Source organism: Streptococcus sp. STC1396 (genome assembly GCF_058933875.1).
In genome coordinates this window covers 51,642-66,747 of the sequence record NZ_JBZYCU010000002.1, presented here as the reverse complement: position 1 = coordinate 66,747, position 15,106 = coordinate 51,642, and the positions used below count along the sequence as shown (strand labels likewise).

Here is a 15,106-nt window from a genome sequence, read left to right as displayed (position 1 = left end):
GGTATTATAGACTAGTAAATAATTTTAAATAATAAGGAGAGTCAGAAATGTCAATTATTACTGATGTTTACGCTCGCGAAGTCCTCGACTCACGCGGAAACCCAACACTTGAAGTAGAAGTTTATACTGAATCAGGTGCTTTCGGACGTGGTATGGTTCCTTCAGGAGCTTCTACAGGTGAACACGAAGCAGTAGAACTTCGTGATGGCGACAAATCTCGTTACGGTGGTCTTGGTACACAAAAAGCAGTTGACAACGTGAACAACGTTATCGCTGAAGCTATCATTGGTTACGACGTACGTGATCAACAAGCTATCGACCGTGCAATGATCGCTCTTGACGGTACTCCAAACAAAGGTAAATTGGGTGCGAACGCAATCCTTGGTGTGTCTATCGCTGTAGCTCGTGCTGCTGCTGACTACCTTGAAGTTCCACTTTACAGCTACCTTGGTGGTTTCAACACTAAAGTTCTTCCAACTCCAATGATGAACATCATCAACGGTGGTTCTCACTCAGATGCTCCAATTGCTTTCCAAGAATTTATGATCGTACCTGCTGGTGCACCAACATTCAAAGAGGCTCTTCGTTGGGGTGCTGAAATCTTCCACGCTCTTAAGAAAATCCTTAAAGGCCGTGGTCTTGAAACAGCTGTAGGTGACGAAGGTGGATTCGCTCCTCGTTTCGAAGGAACTGAAGATGGAGTTGAAACTATCCTTGCTGCTATCGAAGCTGCTGGTTATGTTCCAGGTAAAGACGTATTTATCGGATTTGACTGTGCATCATCAGAATTCTACGATAAAGAACGTAAAGTTTACGACTACACTAAATTTGAAGGTGAAGGAGCTGCTGTACGTACTGCTGCAGAACAAATCGACTACCTTGAAGAATTGGTTAACAAATATCCAATCATCACTATCGAAGATGGTATGGATGAAAATGACTGGGACGGTTGGAAAGCTCTTACTGAACGTCTTGGCGGCAAAGTTCAATTGGTTGGTGACGACTTCTTCGTAACAAACACTTCTTACCTTGAAAAAGGTATTGCTGAAGGTGCTGCTAACTCAATCCTTATCAAAGTTAACCAAATCGGTACTCTTACTGAAACATTCGACGCTATCGAAATGGCGAAAGAAGCTGGTTATACTGCTGTTGTATCACACCGTTCAGGTGAAACTGAAGATTCAACAATCGCTGACATCGCAGTTGCAACTAACGCTGGACAAATCAAGACTGGTTCACTTTCACGTACAGACCGTATCGCTAAATACAACCAATTGCTTCGCATCGAAGATCAACTTGGTGAAGTAGCTGAATACCGTGGACTGAAATCATTCTACAACTTGAAAAAATAATCTCTTTATGGGATTAGGGGCTATAAAGCCTTTAGAATAAGCACTTTGGGGCGTTTTCCCTTAGTGCTTTTTTGATTTTACTACCCTTTTTACTACCCCTACTAATTTTTGGTATAGTAAGAGGGTAGCCCGAAAATGGGTCACCCTTATTATTTATAAATTGCTGATAGCTGTTTCATAATTTGAGACAGCTTTTTTGGCGTTTTCTTGGTTAGTATGCCAATAAGTATTTTCAGTGATCATCAAATTAGAATGACCTAATCTGTACTGAACATCTTTCGGGCTAGCTTGAGCATAGAGCATCATAGTAGTATGTGTATGGCGGAAACCATGAAATGATACGTTAGTTACTCCTGCAGCCTTAAAATGCTTATTAAGGCGCTTTCGTAAGTTACAAGCATAGGCATATTTTTCTGTAAATACAGAGAATACAACCGTTTCAGATCGGCCTAGTTGCCATGATTGCACTTGTTGGCGATTTTTATATTGCTTGAGCATGAGCAATGTACCTTTGTCTATTGGTATATCCCGATAACCTGCTTTTGATTTAGGTGTGTTAATCTCCTGAAATCGGTTAAGTGTCTTTGTGATGCTGATAATTCCATTATCAAGGTCAATATCAGACCATTCAAGAGCTAGAGCCTCACTTATTCGGCATCCGGTGGCCAGTAAAGTCTTATACAGGACAACATCAAATAGATTTTCATAATTTGATTGATCGAGTGTATCTAAATAATCGAGAAACTGTTTTAATTCTTTGTTGTCTAAGTATTTGACAGCAGCCTTTTCTTTTTGCTGTTTACGTGGAACGATGACATCATTAGCTGGATTGTATTGTATTACCTGGATAGCTACGCCATATTTCAAAATACGCTTATTCATATTATGGAGCAAGGAGTAGTTAGCAAATGCTCCCTTTTCGCCTGTATTGGCCTTGTCAGCCCATTTGTTTACTTGCTGTTGAAGAATAGGCGTAGTGAGTTTAGATAGCTTATAATCGCCAAATACGGGCAATAAATGCACTCTAACCAACCCCTCCATGGATTGGCGAGTATTTGGCTTAACTGTATTCTTGTAACTATCCCACCAAACTTTTACAAGCTCATTATATGTTGTAATTGTCGGCTTGTCTTTAACTGTATAGCCATTAGCAGCAAAAGTATTGATCGCATCACGCGCTTTTACTTTAACTCCCTTTTTAGTAGCTGCAGTAACAGTTGTACGGGCTTTTTTGCCCGTTAGTTGGTCAACTCCTAGATAAACACTAGCATAATAAACTCTTTGGCCATTCTTTTTGATTTTCTCTTTGATATTCATGTATTTGTACCTTTCTTTCCATCAGCAGGCAAGGCGCGTGATTTTGTTAGGTATTTATACATGATGTTTAAAGTTATTTATTATCTTTTGACAAGTTGTTACTTAAACCAACGATAATATTATAGACTGATTTTTTTTCATCTAGTGACAAAAAGGCATACCTAGCTAATATATCCCTGTAAGGAGGGACTAAACAGCATAATGCTTGATAGTATTTTTCTAACGCCTTTTCACCACTACCTAAATCGCCAAAAGTATCGCTATTATCGTTTGTGCGAATGAACTCTTTTTCAAATTCTAAAATTTGTTTTTCATCTACAAAAGTTAATAGATGTGTGTATGCCATTGCTTTAATATCACTATCTGCATCGTTTATAATATCGCTATAACCTAGTAAGTGAGGAATTGATACTCCAAAATAGTCAGCAAGTACCTGAGCAGCATCGGATTTTATATCAGTTTCCCCATTCTCCCAACGTTGTATGGTTCTATAAGGGATTTTAGTTTCATCAGCAAGTTCTCTTTGAGTAAGATTATTTTCTTTTCGTAATTGCTTAATTCTATTCATCTTATACATCCTTTCTAAAGAGATTATAACACAAAATGCCAAAAATGGAGAAAAAAAGGAGTTTTTTGTTGACAAATGCCAAAAAAGGAGATAAAATGACCTTGTAAAATAAAAATTCTCCAAAAATGGAGAAAAAAGGAGGTGAAACCAATGCTTATAACTTTATCTCTTGCTGAAAAAGTACGTATCAAGCGTGCAAGATTACAGCTAACCAAAAAAGCGGTATCAGAGCAGTTGGGAATTAAATCTCAAACTCTAACCAAAGTTGAGAATGGAAACTATGATGCACCTAAACGTATCTATGAAAGCGTGATGACTTGGCTAGTAGAAGAAATTTAAAACAAAGTAAAAAGCCGTGTACAGGCGACCAAACCAACGTACACGGCTAAGGAAAAATAACAAAACTCAAGCAAAGGCAAGGCGCGTGGTTTTGTTAGGTATTTAGCAAGGGATAACAAGTACCCTTGTCAAATATTATTATTTTAATTTTACCAAAAACAAAGGAGAAAATCAAAAATGGTTGATACAATTTCAGATACACAAGCAAATAAGAAATTTGCTGACTTGGCAGAGATAGCAGGAATGGTACAAGTGGCTTTGAAATTTCAAGAAATTGCTTTTGATGCAGTTTCTGGTATCGAAGATAATTCTATAAGGCAATTTGCGGCAGAAAGAATATTGAGCGCTGCTTATGATCTTAATCAATATCTATCTAATCAGTTACAAGTATTACATGATAGCTTGCATGAGGAGGTATAGCGTATGGAGGTATTATCTAAAGAAATTCAATTAGAGGGGTTGAAAGAGTTAAAACAGGCTCTTAATACCTTAGTTGAATTAGAGAAACAGCGTACAAGTAAGCTAGATTTAATCAGTCGCAAGGAGTTGATGGAGTTGCTGGATATTAGCGCCACCACACTTGATAATTGGGAAGAAATAGGCTTGAAACGTTACCAGACACCTATGGACGGTGCTAGGAAGATTTTTTACCGGCCTAGTGATGTATATCTATTTTTATCAGTGAAGTAGGAGGATAGAGCATGAAAATAGTAAATTTCGATTCAGCAAAAGAATTAGGCCTTGATGCATTTTATAGTGAGTATCTAGATGTGTTATTTATTTCAAACCAGATAGACGAAGAAACACGCGCAGCAATTATAGAATGTTATAAAAAAAACACTGGAAAAAGCGGAGGATAAAAATGGATTTAATTAAATTTTTAGAGAGCCATGACAACGCCTTAAAATCCTGCAATGAGATAGTTGGCATTGTTGCTGATGGTAATTATAGGGTGGGTAGTGAGCTTATTTCGTTAGATGAAATTATGGAAGAGACAGATAAAATCAAGTCGCATATCAAGCTATTAGAAAATGAATTGATTAGTGGAAAGGAGTTACATGGGAGACAGACGAATGATTAGTAAAACAGTAACGCAAAGACAGCGATTTTTACAAATGCCCCTAGAGGCTCAAGCATTATATTTTCATTTGGTACAGTCAACGGATGACGATGGGGTTGTAGAAGCTTTTCCCATTGTTAGAATGATAGGTGCAAGTGATGATAGTTTAAAGTTACTGCAGGTCAAAGGTTTTATTGAACCTTTAAATGATGAGATGGTTTATTTTGTGGTTGATTTCCATGAGCAGAACTCAATACGATCGGATAGAAAGGTTAATTCAATTTATATTGACTTGCTAAAAGATGTTAAGCCAGAGATAGAACTTGTAAAACCTAGACAACGAGTTGATAGAACTAAACAGTGTGATAAAGTGGGACGTCCCAAGGACAACCAAAGGTCAGACATTGGACAGCAGAATATAAGTAAAGATAAGGTAAGTAAAGATAAGTCAGTAGAAGATAGTAGAAGTCAGGAAGTTTCTCCTGCTGCTGAGATCTCTAACTACTACCAAACCCGTATAGGGATTATAGACGGACAACAGTATCAGATATTGACTGACTATCTCACTCTTGACGGTATGGAGCTAGAGGTTATCAAGACTTCCATAGACAAGGCTGCAGATAACAGCAAGCGATCTTTTAGCTACATCAACTCAATACTCAAGAACTGGAGACAGAACGGTATTAGAACCATGGTACAAGTCGAAGATGAACAGAGACAGTTTCAGCAAAAGAAACAAGGTCAGTCTGATGACGATATTCAAGACCCGTTTATCTACTGACGGAGAGGAGAATCAATGGAATTACTGAATACAGACCAGCTAAACGAAAAAATAAAAGTAACTGATGAACTTTGCCCAAGTCATCAGATCAACTTGGTACAGTTCCAAAAGCCAGATGGTTATACACCACCCTACTGTATGGAATGTACTAAGGAGAACATTAAACGAACGGAGTTAGAGGGCGTAGAAAAAGCCCTAGGGTATGATCTGGACTATTCAACCTATGATGTGCTAGCGCGTGAAAGTACGGTGTCAAATGAGCTAAGAGAGGCCTCTTTTAGCACTTTCAAAGCTGAGACAAAAGAGGAACATGAGGCCAAGGAGTTTGCTATCAAGCAAGCTAAGCAGTACCTAAACGGCATGACGGGCAACACGCTGATTATGGGCAAGTCAGGCACCGGAAAGAGTCATCTGACTTATTCCATGGCCAAAGCTATCAATGAGGGCTATAAGGCTAAGAATGAGCCCAAGAGTGTCCTCTTTGTCAGCATTGCTGAAATCGTCACGCGCATTCAGTCAGGCTGGCAGTATAGGCAGAGTAATTTTACAGAGTATGACGCCTTGAAGCTACTGACAGAGGTTGACTATCTCTTTATTGATGATCTAGGCACAGAAAGCGTTATGAATAGCCGAAAAGATGAGGCTAATAATTGGGTACAGACCTTTCTTTTCAAGGTTTTTGATAAGCGGGAAACAACTATCATCAACACCAACCACAACGGCAAGGAGCTTGCCAGGATCTATAACGACAAGCTAGTCAGTCGAATTGGAAAACGATCAGAGGGGAATGTATACAACATGACAGGCATCAAAGACAAGAGGATGAAACGCAATTTTTAGCCATAGGGAGGAGCTACTAAAACTTTTAAAGAAATCATGAAAGATACTAACCAAAATTTACCCAATTCTAGTTATCAAAAAAACAAAAACGGAATATCAAGCAATTTACAACTGCTATCAGTAGCAATGTACAACACAAGGAGTTATCAAAATGAGCGAGCTACGAGGTGCAATTTTAACACTACTACTTTTCTTTCTGATCGGCGTATGTGCTGAGCTGTTTCACTCCTGGGCTATTGCTTACAGACGCCGAGGATATATCACCAAACGGCAACTCAGAAAGATGGAAAAATGGCTTGAAACAATGGAGGCGAGAAGATGAACCAAGGATGAACCAAGGGAATTTATCAAAAATTGGCTTTTGGGATATTAAAAAGGGTAGTATTTCAGATGTAGAAACAAGAAGAGCTAGTATTAACAAGCGCTTAAGAGATACTGGATTACAATAGTTTAGAATAATGAGGTTTAAAATGTTAGAAAATAGCGATAAAACAATTCTTGAAATTTTAGAGCAAGGCTTTATAATTTTTTCAAAAAATGGTATAATAAACAAAGCTGAGTTACCAAAACATGGTAGTGTCACAATTAAAACACAAGATGGTCAACCAATATTTTTGGAAATTCAGAAAAAAGAAAAAATAAGCTGACTAGAAAAACTAGAGGCGAGATAATTGAGTTTAATACTCTTTTGTCTCGTCTTTTTTAATTGTCATAAGGAGATAAAACATGACACTAACAACATTGAAAAACGATATTAAGGCATTTGGAAAGAAAAAGATCGAGTTTATGAGTGGTTACGTTGCTATGCAAGAGGATTATCAAAAGAAACTTGCCGAGGGAATGATCGGTCAGAAATGGGCTGATCAAGAACTCCAAAATTATAAAAAAGAAGCAGATACATTCTCTTATAATACTTCACAATCACTCTATAAGCAGCTAGAAGTAGAGAAAAAGAATGAATTGGCCAGATATGAAGCGGCAGGACAATCTGTAACAGCTGATGATGTAGCTGAACTGAGTTTACTATCTACCATGAAATTATCAAGTAATGAGATGCTTTCCTATCTGGAGAAATATAAAAATAAATCCCTAGCAATTAAAAAGTTGTTGGAGATTATACATAACGATACGAATTTGACTTTTATTGAAATAGATATTGATAAATATGACAATAATCAGAAACTTGAAGATTTATTTCATCTCCTAACAAAAAGAATTGATTATTTTGGTGAGGGCTTAATAGTAAATGGTGATAAAGCTGATTTAGCAATCCATCAATCAATTGTCGAAAATTCTTTAAAATCTATTGATGTAGAAGTTCAAAAATATTTAACGGCTTAGGAGCCAATCGGTCGTTAAATGAAAAATAATCATAATCTAATACCAGTTACCAAACGAACAAGACAAGAACAAATAGCAATCAGTCGTAAAGGTGGCAAGGCATCGGGAGAATCTAGGAGAAAGAAAGCTCATTTAAGAAAGACCTTAGATGAGCTTTTAACCATGGATGTCTCAGATGAGCGACTAAAAAAAAGTTAGAAGAGATGGGACTACACGCTGATAATCAAACCTTGCTGTGTGTGATTATGCTTGAAAAAGCTATTAAGGGTAATGTAAGAGCTGCTGAATGGATCTCTAACATAATTGGAGCGTATAAGAAAGATGATCTGGATATTCAAGAGCAAAAGGAGCGTATCAAGTTTCTTAGACATCAGAATAAGAAACAAGAGACTCTTATTGGTGAAATAGAGCAGCCTTTGATAATCGTAGATAAATGGGCTAGTGAGTACGACGCAGTAGAGATTGATTTAGGAGATATAGATGACAAAGAAGAAAATTGAGCGCATTTCTGTTATACACAGAGAAAAGATTTTATGGCTCAAGTGGTATTTTATGCGAGATAAAGAAAATCCTAAGTATAGTGTCCTTGAGCGTAAAATGTTTGATGCTGCTAAAAATAAAGATATGCTAACATACAAAAAATATGCTACGATTAAGCAGATAACAGATATTAGGGTACAGACAAGTGAAGACGATATTTTAACGGCCATTAAAGAGGTTTATGTGTATAATCACATGAATGTTACTGGTGCTTGTCAACGTATATTATTTGTTAGTCAGTCGCCAGCCTATAACAAGCTGAATAAATGGTTTGAGATATATTCTGATTTGTATTTTAGTATTATTCCATTACCGAATATGGGAGCGTATCATGAGTTGGTAGATATCTAGTTGATTGTATGATAAAATATAATAAACTTCAAAAAAAGGAGATAAACTTGAAGATTAAGCAAAAATGGGAACGTAGATCATTTGGAACGGATTTTATCGCTAAAGGTTTATTTTGGATAATTCTTTTTGTGGTTATTCTTTTCGGCTTTAACTATCTAATCTCTGGAAATTTTTATGCCTCTGAATTTTGGGATATGGTCGGAGGTGTGCTCGCTTTAATCGCTGCATTCATAGCATTAATTGTTTTTTCTAGACGAGCACTGATAGAGGGGTATTATATTAGTTCTTTAGATCTTGCAATGGCAATATTTTATGACGAAATTGAACATGATCCTTATTTTTCAAAACGTTATCATGAAATAAATGAAAAATATGCTGATAATGATATTGAACGAGTGAAAGCATTAGAGCCGTTACAAGAACATTATTGTTATCTTTGCTTTAAACAGTATATTGAAGAAATGAATTGGTTAGAGAAATTTATAATTTGCTTATATAGTGCATTCACAGTCGGAAAATTTTCGCTTTACATGGAGCTATCTAGAGCTAGGAGAAGAAACTGGTTTGAAGATAGGATTAATGATTTTTTTTAAATAGTAAAAAGGCATCAAAAAAAGATGCCTTTTCCCTTGCCTGCTGAACTCGTCAATTTTATTACCTTTTTTGTTACCCCTCAAAAATACCCGACTTGTTTGTACCTTGTCACTTTTACTAGATTAGACAAAATAAGCTCTTTAAAATTGTGCATTTTGGGGGTACTCTATTATAGGTAGATAACTTGAAAAAATAATCTCTTTATGGGGTTAGGGGCTGTAAAGCCTTGATATTAAGCACTTTGGGGCTCTATCTCAAGGTGCTTTTAGTTTTCTATCATTTGTTGAAATTTGGAGATAGGCTGGGGTATACTTCTTGGTAAGGTGTTTGTTTTATGTTTCAGAGTGTATCTTCAACAATGAAACGGAATATTTACGTTCACTACTTTTTTTATGCCTCTAATAATGGTATACTAGAAGGCAGATATTTTGTTTAGAAAAGGGTAATCAATGCAAAAAAAGACTATTTCCCAGCGCTTGGAGCGAGTAGCTGCTTTTGTGCCGGATGGGGCAAAGGTGCTGGATGTTGGGAGCGATCACGCCTATCTGCCTATTTACCTGATTCAGCAGGGACGGATTGAGAAGGCTCTGGCCGGAGAAGTGGTAGAGGGGCCTTTTCAGTCTGCCCAGAAAAATGTGGCAGAGCATGGGCTGACGGAGCAGATTGAAGTTCGCTTAGCCAATGGTCTAGAGGCTTTTGAATCGGATGATCAGATTGATACCATCGTTATCGCTGGTATGGGTGGTCGCTTGATTTCAGAGATTTTGGAAAATGGCAGAGCTAAGCTTGGAGCTGTTTCCCGTTTGATTTTGCAGCCCAATAACCGAGAGGATGAACTCCGCAGCTGGCTGGTTTCAAACGGTTTTCGCTTGCTGGCTGAGGATATCTTAGAAGAGGCTGGAAAGTTTTACGAAATCCTAGTGGCTGAAGCAGGCCAGCAAACTTTGACAGAGCAAGAAAAGCGTTTTGGCCCTTTTCTGATGAAGCAACAGTCACCTGCTTTTCAGCTAAGATGGCAGAAAGAACTGAAGAAACTTGAAGAAGCATTATCTCATATCCCAGAAAAAAATGAGCTAGAACGCTCTGCTATGTCCCAAAAGATCGAAAGTATCAAGGAGGTACTCCATGTTAGCAAGTGAAATTATCGCTCGTTATGAAGCCTACTGCCCGCAAGAACTGTCCATGGAGGGTGACATTTCAGGCTTGCAAATCGGAACTTTGGACAAAGAAGTGGACAAGGTCCTAGTAGCGCTAGATATCCGCGAGCAGACGGTGGCGGAGGCTATTGAGGCAGGTGCTGGACTGATTATCGTTAAGCATGCGCCTATCTTTCGCCCGCTTAAGGACCTAGTGGCAGATAAGGCGCAAAATCAGATGATTTTAGACCTCATCAAGCATGATATTGCTGTCTATGTCAGCCATACTAATATTGATGTCGTGGAGGACGGACTTAACGACTGGTTCTGTCAGCGTTTAGAGATTGAGGAGACAAGTTATCTCAGTCAAACGAGTCCTGATCACGGTATTGGTCGCGTGGGGAAGATAGCTCCTCAGACCTTTGGGGACTTTGCGGCTAAGGTCAAGGCAAGTTTTGGACTAGATTGTTTGCGTCTGATCGCTTATGAAGAAGCAGATCTCAAATGCGTGATTGAGCGTGTGGCTATTTGTGGTGGCAGCGGTCAGTCCTTTTATCCGGAGGCCATTGCCAAGGGAGCGCAAGTCTACATAACTGGTGATATTTACTATCACACTGCTCAGGAAATGCTGACAGAAGGGCTTTTAGCACTGGATCCAGGACACCATATCGAGGTTCTTTTTACGGAAAAATTGAAAGAAAAATTTGATACTTGGAAGGCAGAAGAGGGATGGGAGATTGAGATTCTAGCTAGTCAGGCTTTGACCAATCCTTTCCGATATATTTGAGAGGGAGCGACATGAAAAAAGTAGCAGTGATTGGAGCTGGGATTGTCGGCTCAACAGCCGCTTACTATCTGTCCAAATCCCCAGATGTGGAAGTGACAGTATTTGATGTCGGCAAGGGGCAGGCAACCAGGGCAGCTGCTGGTATTATCAGTCCTTGGTTTTCCAAGCGTCGCAATAAGGCTTGGTATAGGATGGCGCGTCTGGGCGCTGATTTCTATCAGGACTTGATTGATGATTTGAAAGAGGCTGGAATCCAGACAGACTTTTACCAACAGACTGGTGTTTATCTGCTGAAAAAGGATGAGAGCAAGCTGCAGGAGCTTTATGATTTGGCTGCGAATCGTAGAGAAGAGTCGCCGTTAATAGGGGAGTTGAGTCTTCTCAGCCGTCAGGAAGCTCAAAAAAAATTTCCAGACTTGCAAGGTTTCGAGCGACTTCTCTATGCTTCCGGCGGGGCTCGTGTAGAGGGAGCACTCTTGACGGAAACGCTTCTGAAAGCCAGCAAGGCAGAGCTGGTTGAGAAAAAGGTAAGCTTGACAGTAGAGGGAGAGAAACTTCTTGTGGACGGACACAGCTTTGACTGTGTTATCTTAGCTGTGGGGGCTTGGCTGGGAGAAATCTTGCAGCCACTGGGCTATGAGACAGATGTTCGGCCGCAAAAGGGACAGCTACGTGATTTTAGGCTGGCTGAGCAGACAGATGACTACCCAGTTGTTATGCCTGAGGGCGAGCTGGATATCATTCCATTTCTGGCAGGCAAGGTTAGCGTCGGTGCCAGTCATGAAAATGATCAGGGCTTTGATTTGACGGTAGATAAGACGGTATTGAATCAGTTACAGCAAGAAGCGGAAACTTATTTGCCAAGGTTGGCTACTGCAGAGATTTTAGGTGAGCGCGTGGGAACACGGGCCTATACCAGCGACTTTTCTCCTTTCTTTGGAGCTGTTCCAAACTTGTCGCATGTCTACGCAGCCAGCGGTCTAGGCTCTTCTGGTCTGACAACTGGTCCGCTCATCGGATGCCAATTGGCCCAGATGGCTCTAGGAGAAGCGGGGCTGCTGAATCCAGCTGACTATCCTATTGAGCGGTATGTGAAGAAGGTTTGATATGACAGAAACTATTTTGAATTGGGTCAATGTTTGTGTAAAAAAGATGATGAAATTTTACTTCTTAATCGCCAACATGATAAGTTTAAAGGGTGGATACAACCAGGCGGCTTTACCAGTCTGGGGATAGACTGGTGAAGGTGGTGGATGGGAAAAGCTTCGCTTTTTACCTTCGTAAGAGTTTCCAGAATCTTTTTTTGAAGCTGCGAGGCGCGAGTTAAAAGAAGAAACAGGGCTGACTGCTCTAAACTTAGAACTGAAGGGAATTTCAGGCTTCACTAATCCGAGTAAAAAAGAACGGTATGTGTATTACGATTTTCTTTGTACTGCCTTTGAGGGGCAAGTTAGGGGAAATGATCATGAAGGGGAGCCCAAGTGGTGGAAGATTTCCGAACTTGATCAAATAGATATGCAGGATGACATACGTGAACGTTTGCCCCTGTACTGGCGGAAAGGTTCTTTTGAGCGGATTCATTACTGGAATGAGGAAAAAGACTGTATAGGGGAAACCAAGACGTTTTTGTATGATTGATTTTAGAGGATAAGGAGAAGTTATGGACTGGTTACGATCGCAGCCTGTGGTTATGCAGGCTTTCTTGGCTGGGCTTTTTACATGGGGGTGTACTATTGTGGGCTCGGCTATTGTATTTTTCTTTAAACAGGTCAGTCGCAAGCTGCTGGATATTATGATGGGCTTTGCGGCAGGCGTTATGATTGCGGCTTCCTTTTGGTCGCTTCTGGCACCGTCGATTGAGTATGCGCAGAGTTCTTATGGCAAGCTATCCTGGTTGCCAGCAGCGATTGGTTTTTTAGTGGGCGGTTTTTTCCTGCGGCTGATTGATGCGGTGGTGCCTCACTTGCACTTGAGCAAGGATATTTCGGAGGCAGAGAGTGTTCCTGAGCATAGCAAAAAGAAACTGTCCAAGACGGCTCTGCTCTTTTTAGCCATTACCATTCACAATTTTCCAGAAGGTTTGGCAGTCGGAGTAGCATTTGGTGCTTTGGCCGCCAATCCTAGTCCGGAAGCCTTTGTCGGCGCGATTGGCCTAGCTTTGGGAATTGGTCTGCAAAACGTCCCCGAAGGAGCGGCTTTGTCCATTCCAATTCGGACGGACGGAAAGTCTCGACTTAAAGCCTTTTACTGGGGTTCTATGTCGGCTATTGTAGAGCCAATCGGTGCTGTTCTGGGTGCTGTAGCTGTCATGGCCATGACGGCTATTCTGCCCTATGCCCTCTCCTTTGCGGCGGGAGCTATGATCTTCGTAGTGGTAGAGGAGTTGATACCGGATTCGCAGACCAATGGCAATACCGATGTGGCGACTTTGGGACTCATGGTGGGCTTCGTTCTCATGATGGTCTTGGATGTGGCTTTGGGTTGATGCTAACTTAGAATCAAAGATCATAAGAAAGCGGAATTTCCGCTCTTTTTCTTTTGTCTAAGGCTAGTGAAAAGGATGACATCCGCTTTCAAAAATGGTAAAATAAGGAGAATACATTAAGAGAGGAAACTCATATGAAAGGTATTATTCTTGCAGGTGGTTCTGGTACACGTTTGTATCCATTGACCCGCGCTGCGTCAAAACAGCTCATGCCGGTTTATGACAAACCCATGATTTATTATCCGCTGTCAACTCTTATGCTGGCTGGTATCAAGGACATCTTGATTATCTCCACTCCGACAGATTTGCCTCGTTTTGAGGATCTGCTGGGTGACGGCTCTGAGTTTGGCATCAAGCTCTCCTATGCAGAGCAGCCAAGTCCGGACGGATTGGCACAAGCCTTTATCATTGGGGCTGATTTTATTGGAGATGATAATGTAGCGCTGATTCTTGGGGATAATATTTACCATGGACCAGGTCTGAGTAAAATGCTCCAAAATGCTGCTGCTAAGGAAAAAGGAGCAACTGTTTTTGGCTACCATGTCAAGGATCCAGAACGCTTTGGTGTAGTAGAATTTGATGAAAATATGAATGCTATCTCCATCGAAGAAAAACCGGAACAGCCGCGCTCTAACTATGCAGTGACAGGACTGTATTTCTACGATAATGATGTCGTAGAAATTGCCAAGAACATCAAACCAAGTCCTCGCGGAGAACTGGAAATCACAGATGTCAACAAGGCTTACTTGGAACGTGGAGATTTGTCTGTTGAGCTCATGGGACGTGGTTTTGCCTGGTTGGATACAGGGACTCACGAAAGTTTATTAGAAGCAGCTCAATATATCGAAACGGTTCAGCGGATGCAGAACGTTCAAGTGGCGAATCTGGAAGAAATTGCCTATCGTATGGGCTATATCACTAAAGAGCAAGTGCACGAATTGGCGCAGCCGTTGAAGAAGAATGAATACGGACAATACTTGCTCCGTTTGATTGGAGAAGCATAAGAAGATGACAGAACAATTTTTTGATAAGGAATTAGCAGCGCGTGAAGTTCCCGGAATTCCTGGAATGTTAGAATTTGATATTCCTGTTCGCGGGGACAACCGAGGCTGGTTTAAGGAGAATTTCCAAAAGGAAAAAATGCTGCCGTTAGGCTTTCCTGAAAGCTTCTTTGCAGAAGGAAAACTGCAAAATAATGTCAGCTTTTCTCGTAAAAATGTCCTGCGTGGTCTTCATGCTGAGCCCTGGGACAAGTACATCTCTGTTGCTGATGACGGTAAGGTGCTGGGTTCTTGGGTCGACTTGCGTGAGGGTGAGACCTTTGGTAATACTTACCAGACAGTAATCGATGCCAGCAAGGGTATTTTTGTACCTCGAGGCGTAGCCAATGGCTTCCAAGTCCTTTCTGATACCGTTTCCTATAGCTATCTGGTAAATGACTACTGGGCTTTGGAACTCAAACCTAAGTATGCCTTTGTCAACTATGCAGACCCAGCTTTAGGCATCCAGTGGGAAAACCTAGAAGCAGCAGAAGTCTCAGAAGCAGACAAGAATCATCCATTGCTCAAGGATGTAAAACCTTTAAGAAAAGAAGATTTGTAAGAAACTTTCTTTT

General features: G+C 40.3%; 22 protein-coding genes and 1 pseudogene. 21 read left to right on the top strand and 2 right to left on the bottom strand.

The features are described 5' to 3' along the window. Positions 1-47: 47 nt before the first annotated feature. A complete protein-coding gene (eno, locus tag AC5FEC_RS01145; RefSeq protein ID WP_037617231.1) occupies positions 48-1,352 on the top strand; it encodes a surface-displayed alpha-enolase in 1,305 nt (434 codons plus the stop codon). A gap of 153 nt (positions 1,353-1,505) precedes the next feature. Here eno and AC5FEC_RS01140 read toward each other — a convergent pair whose 3' ends face one another. After that, complete coding sequence (locus AC5FEC_RS01140; RefSeq protein ID WP_493661025.1) at positions 1,506-2,669, bottom strand: tyrosine-type recombinase/integrase; 1,164 nt, start codon at positions 2,667-2,669, stop codon at positions 1,506-1,508. Positions 2,670-2,742: 73 nt separating this feature from the next. Next, positions 2,743-3,237 carry a helix-turn-helix domain-containing protein gene (locus tag AC5FEC_RS01135; RefSeq protein ID WP_493661024.1) on the bottom strand — a complete coding sequence of 165 codons (495 nt, stop codon included), beginning with the start codon at positions 3,235-3,237 and terminating at the stop codon, positions 2,743-2,745. A 150-nt stretch (positions 3,238-3,387) separates the two neighbouring features. On the opposite strand from AC5FEC_RS01135, the gene AC5FEC_RS01130 reads away from it, so the two are divergent. From AC5FEC_RS01130 to AC5FEC_RS01035, 20 genes and pseudogenes are all read left to right on the top strand, one after another. Then, the gene (locus tag AC5FEC_RS01130; RefSeq protein WP_000909238.1) at positions 3,388-3,576 is read left to right on the top strand and encodes a helix-turn-helix domain-containing protein; all 189 of its coding nucleotides are present in this window, start codon (positions 3,388-3,390) and stop codon (positions 3,574-3,576) included. 177 nt (positions 3,577-3,753) lie between these two features. Then, a complete protein-coding gene (locus AC5FEC_RS01125) occupies positions 3,754-3,996 on the top strand; it encodes a hypothetical protein (RefSeq protein WP_493661023.1) in 243 nt (80 codons plus the stop codon). Between the two features lie 3 nt (positions 3,997-3,999). Then, entirely contained in the window at positions 4,000-4,266 is a 267-nt protein-coding gene (locus AC5FEC_RS01120; protein WP_493661022.1) for a MerR family transcriptional regulator, read from the top strand. An 11-nt stretch (positions 4,267-4,277) separates the two neighbouring features. Continuing rightward, the gene (locus AC5FEC_RS01115) at positions 4,278-4,436 is read left to right on the top strand and encodes a hypothetical protein (protein WP_493661021.1); all 159 of its coding nucleotides are present in this window, start codon (positions 4,278-4,280) and stop codon (positions 4,434-4,436) included. A gap of 2 nt (positions 4,437-4,438) precedes the next feature. Then, a complete protein-coding gene (locus AC5FEC_RS01110) occupies positions 4,439-4,657 on the top strand; it encodes a hypothetical protein (RefSeq protein ID WP_493661020.1) in 219 nt (72 codons plus the stop codon). Next, the gene (locus AC5FEC_RS01105) at positions 4,635-5,417 is read left to right on the top strand and encodes a DnaD domain-containing protein (protein WP_493661019.1); all 783 of its coding nucleotides are present in this window, start codon (positions 4,635-4,637) and stop codon (positions 5,415-5,417) included. Before AC5FEC_RS01110 ends, AC5FEC_RS01105 begins: the two co-directional genes overlap by 23 nt. A gap of 15 nt (positions 5,418-5,432) precedes the next feature. Further along, positions 5,433-6,257 (top strand): ATP-binding protein, encoded by an 825-nt coding sequence (locus tag AC5FEC_RS01100; RefSeq protein WP_493661018.1) that lies wholly within the window; start codon positions 5,433-5,435, stop codon positions 6,255-6,257. Positions 6,258-6,727: 470 nt separating this feature from the next. Beyond that, complete coding sequence (locus tag AC5FEC_RS01095) at positions 6,728-6,904, top strand: hypothetical protein (RefSeq protein WP_015604669.1); 177 nt, start codon at positions 6,728-6,730, stop codon at positions 6,902-6,904. Positions 6,905-6,983: 79 nt separating this feature from the next. Next, positions 6,984-7,598, top strand: a complete 615-nt coding sequence (locus AC5FEC_RS01090) for a hypothetical protein (protein WP_493661017.1) — start codon at positions 6,984-6,986, stop codon at positions 7,596-7,598. Between the two features lie 18 nt (positions 7,599-7,616). Further along, positions 7,617-7,796 carry a hypothetical protein gene (locus tag AC5FEC_RS01085; protein WP_493661016.1) on the top strand — a complete coding sequence of 60 codons (180 nt, stop codon included), beginning with the start codon at positions 7,617-7,619 and terminating at the stop codon, positions 7,794-7,796. Positions 7,797-7,801: 5 nt separating this feature from the next. Then, the gene (locus AC5FEC_RS01080) at positions 7,802-8,098 is read left to right on the top strand and encodes a hypothetical protein (RefSeq protein WP_493661015.1); all 297 of its coding nucleotides are present in this window, start codon (positions 7,802-7,804) and stop codon (positions 8,096-8,098) included. After that, positions 8,079-8,489, top strand: a complete 411-nt coding sequence (locus AC5FEC_RS01075; protein ID WP_493661014.1) for a hypothetical protein — start codon at positions 8,079-8,081, stop codon at positions 8,487-8,489. Before AC5FEC_RS01080 ends, AC5FEC_RS01075 begins: the two co-directional genes overlap by 20 nt. Before the next feature lie 47 nt (positions 8,490-8,536). Continuing rightward, complete coding sequence (locus tag AC5FEC_RS01070) at positions 8,537-9,082, top strand: hypothetical protein (protein WP_493661013.1); 546 nt, start codon at positions 8,537-8,539, stop codon at positions 9,080-9,082. Between the two features lie 450 nt (positions 9,083-9,532). Beyond that, entirely contained in the window at positions 9,533-10,222 is a 690-nt protein-coding gene (locus tag AC5FEC_RS01065; RefSeq protein ID WP_493661012.1) for a tRNA (adenine(22)-N(1))-methyltransferase, read from the top strand. After that, positions 10,209-11,006: a Nif3-like dinuclear metal center hexameric protein gene (locus AC5FEC_RS01060; RefSeq protein ID WP_493661011.1), complete on the top strand. Its 798-nt coding sequence runs from the start codon at positions 10,209-10,211 to the stop codon at positions 11,004-11,006. The genes AC5FEC_RS01065 and AC5FEC_RS01060 overlap by 14 nt, the downstream gene beginning before the upstream one ends. A gap of 11 nt (positions 11,007-11,017) precedes the next feature. Continuing rightward, a complete protein-coding gene (locus AC5FEC_RS01055; RefSeq protein WP_493661010.1) occupies positions 11,018-12,112 on the top strand; it encodes an NAD(P)/FAD-dependent oxidoreductase in 1,095 nt (364 codons plus the stop codon). Between the two features lies 1 nt (position 12,113). Next, positions 12,114-12,644, top strand: a pseudogene (locus AC5FEC_RS01050) (8-oxo-dGTP diphosphatase). A gap of 22 nt (positions 12,645-12,666) precedes the next feature. Next, positions 12,667-13,491: a ZIP family manganese transporter TmpA gene (gene tmpA / locus AC5FEC_RS01045; protein WP_493661009.1), complete on the top strand. Its 825-nt coding sequence runs from the start codon at positions 12,667-12,669 to the stop codon at positions 13,489-13,491. 134 nt (positions 13,492-13,625) lie between these two features. Next, complete coding sequence (rfbA, locus tag AC5FEC_RS01040) at positions 13,626-14,495, top strand: glucose-1-phosphate thymidylyltransferase RfbA (RefSeq protein ID WP_037617225.1); 870 nt, start codon at positions 13,626-13,628, stop codon at positions 14,493-14,495. Positions 14,496-14,499: 4 nt separating this feature from the next. Beyond that, positions 14,500-15,093: a dTDP-4-dehydrorhamnose 3,5-epimerase family protein gene (locus AC5FEC_RS01035; RefSeq protein ID WP_015605114.1), complete on the top strand. Its 594-nt coding sequence runs from the start codon at positions 14,500-14,502 to the stop codon at positions 15,091-15,093. Positions 15,094-15,106 lie beyond the last annotated feature (13 nt).

Bases quoted from the DNA above. Each gene is read 5' to 3' on its own strand.
- AC5FEC_RS01065 (WP_493661012.1), top strand. From the start codon at position 9,533: ATGCAAAAAAAGACTATTTCCCAGCGCTTGGAGCGAGTAGCTGCTTTT.
- AC5FEC_RS01095 (WP_015604669.1), top strand. From the start codon at position 6,728: ATGTTAGAAAATAGCGATAAAACAATTCTTGAAATTTTAGAGCAAGGC.
- AC5FEC_RS01135 (WP_493661024.1), bottom strand. From the start codon at position 3,237: ATGAATAGAATTAAGCAATTACGAAAAGAAAATAATCTTACTCAAAGA.
- AC5FEC_RS01125 (WP_493661023.1), top strand. From the start codon at position 3,754: ATGGTTGATACAATTTCAGATACACAAGCAAATAAGAAATTTGCTGAC.
- AC5FEC_RS01055 (WP_493661010.1), top strand. From the start codon at position 11,018: ATGAAAAAAGTAGCAGTGATTGGAGCTGGGATTGTCGGCTCAACAGCC.
- eno (WP_037617231.1), top strand. From the start codon at position 48: ATGTCAATTATTACTGATGTTTACGCTCGCGAAGTCCTCGACTCACGC.
- AC5FEC_RS01130 (WP_000909238.1), top strand. From the start codon at position 3,388: ATGCTTATAACTTTATCTCTTGCTGAAAAAGTACGTATCAAGCGTGCA.
- AC5FEC_RS01060 (WP_493661011.1), top strand. From the start codon at position 10,209: ATGTTAGCAAGTGAAATTATCGCTCGTTATGAAGCCTACTGCCCGCAA.
- AC5FEC_RS01105 (WP_493661019.1), top strand. From the start codon at position 4,635: ATGGGAGACAGACGAATGATTAGTAAAACAGTAACGCAAAGACAGCGA.
- AC5FEC_RS01075 (WP_493661014.1), top strand. From the start codon at position 8,079: ATGACAAAGAAGAAAATTGAGCGCATTTCTGTTATACACAGAGAAAAG.
- tmpA (WP_493661009.1), top strand. From the start codon at position 12,667: ATGGACTGGTTACGATCGCAGCCTGTGGTTATGCAGGCTTTCTTGGCT.
- rfbA (WP_037617225.1), top strand. From the start codon at position 13,626: ATGAAAGGTATTATTCTTGCAGGTGGTTCTGGTACACGTTTGTATCCA.
- AC5FEC_RS01115 (WP_493661021.1), top strand. From the start codon at position 4,278: ATGAAAATAGTAAATTTCGATTCAGCAAAAGAATTAGGCCTTGATGCA.
- AC5FEC_RS01035 (WP_015605114.1), top strand. From the start codon at position 14,500: ATGACAGAACAATTTTTTGATAAGGAATTAGCAGCGCGTGAAGTTCCC.
- AC5FEC_RS01110 (WP_493661020.1), top strand. From the start codon at position 4,439: ATGGATTTAATTAAATTTTTAGAGAGCCATGACAACGCCTTAAAATCC.
- AC5FEC_RS01120 (WP_493661022.1), top strand. From the start codon at position 4,000: ATGGAGGTATTATCTAAAGAAATTCAATTAGAGGGGTTGAAAGAGTTA.
- AC5FEC_RS01085 (WP_493661016.1), top strand. From the start codon at position 7,617: ATGAAAAATAATCATAATCTAATACCAGTTACCAAACGAACAAGACAA.
- AC5FEC_RS01140 (WP_493661025.1), bottom strand. From the start codon at position 2,669: ATGAATATCAAAGAGAAAATCAAAAAGAATGGCCAAAGAGTTTATTAT.
- AC5FEC_RS01080 (WP_493661015.1), top strand. From the start codon at position 7,802: ATGGGACTACACGCTGATAATCAAACCTTGCTGTGTGTGATTATGCTT.
- AC5FEC_RS01100 (WP_493661018.1), top strand. From the start codon at position 5,433: ATGGAATTACTGAATACAGACCAGCTAAACGAAAAAATAAAAGTAACT.
- AC5FEC_RS01090 (WP_493661017.1), top strand. From the start codon at position 6,984: ATGACACTAACAACATTGAAAAACGATATTAAGGCATTTGGAAAGAAA.